This is a genomic window from Mesorhizobium sp. M2D.F.Ca.ET.226.01.1.1, from assembly GCF_004022705.2.
Lineage (GTDB): Bacteria > Pseudomonadota > Alphaproteobacteria > Rhizobiales > Rhizobiaceae > Mesorhizobium.
On the sequence record NZ_RZOY02000094.1, the window covers coordinates 1 to 315 of the forward strand.

The window sequence follows — 315 nt, forward strand, 5'->3', positions numbered from 1 at the left end:
AGATGGACGATATGTTCCGACCCGAGTTCCTCGATCGAGGTCACCTTTGCCGGTATCGTCTGATACTTGCGGCCGGATTCGAGGCTGCTGTCATAGAGATGCTCCGGGCGGATCCCGAACACGACCTTGCGCCCCGCATACGACCTCAAGCCCGGCCTGCGCACGAAGGCTGCATCCTGCAGCCGGACGCCGAAGGTGCCGGACGTCAGTTCGTCGCCCGTCAGGGTCGCCTCGAAAAGGTTCATCGAAGGAGACCCGATGAAGCCGGCAACGAAGGCGTTCACCGGCGATTCATAGAGTCTCTTGGGGGTGTCG

Annotated in this window: 1 pseudogene; it reads right to left on the reverse strand. The window is 61.6% G+C overall.

Annotated elements, in window-relative coordinates:
- Positions 1-315 (reverse strand): annotated as a pseudogene (locus tag EN869_RS33915) (ABC transporter ATP-binding protein); the annotation flags it as partial.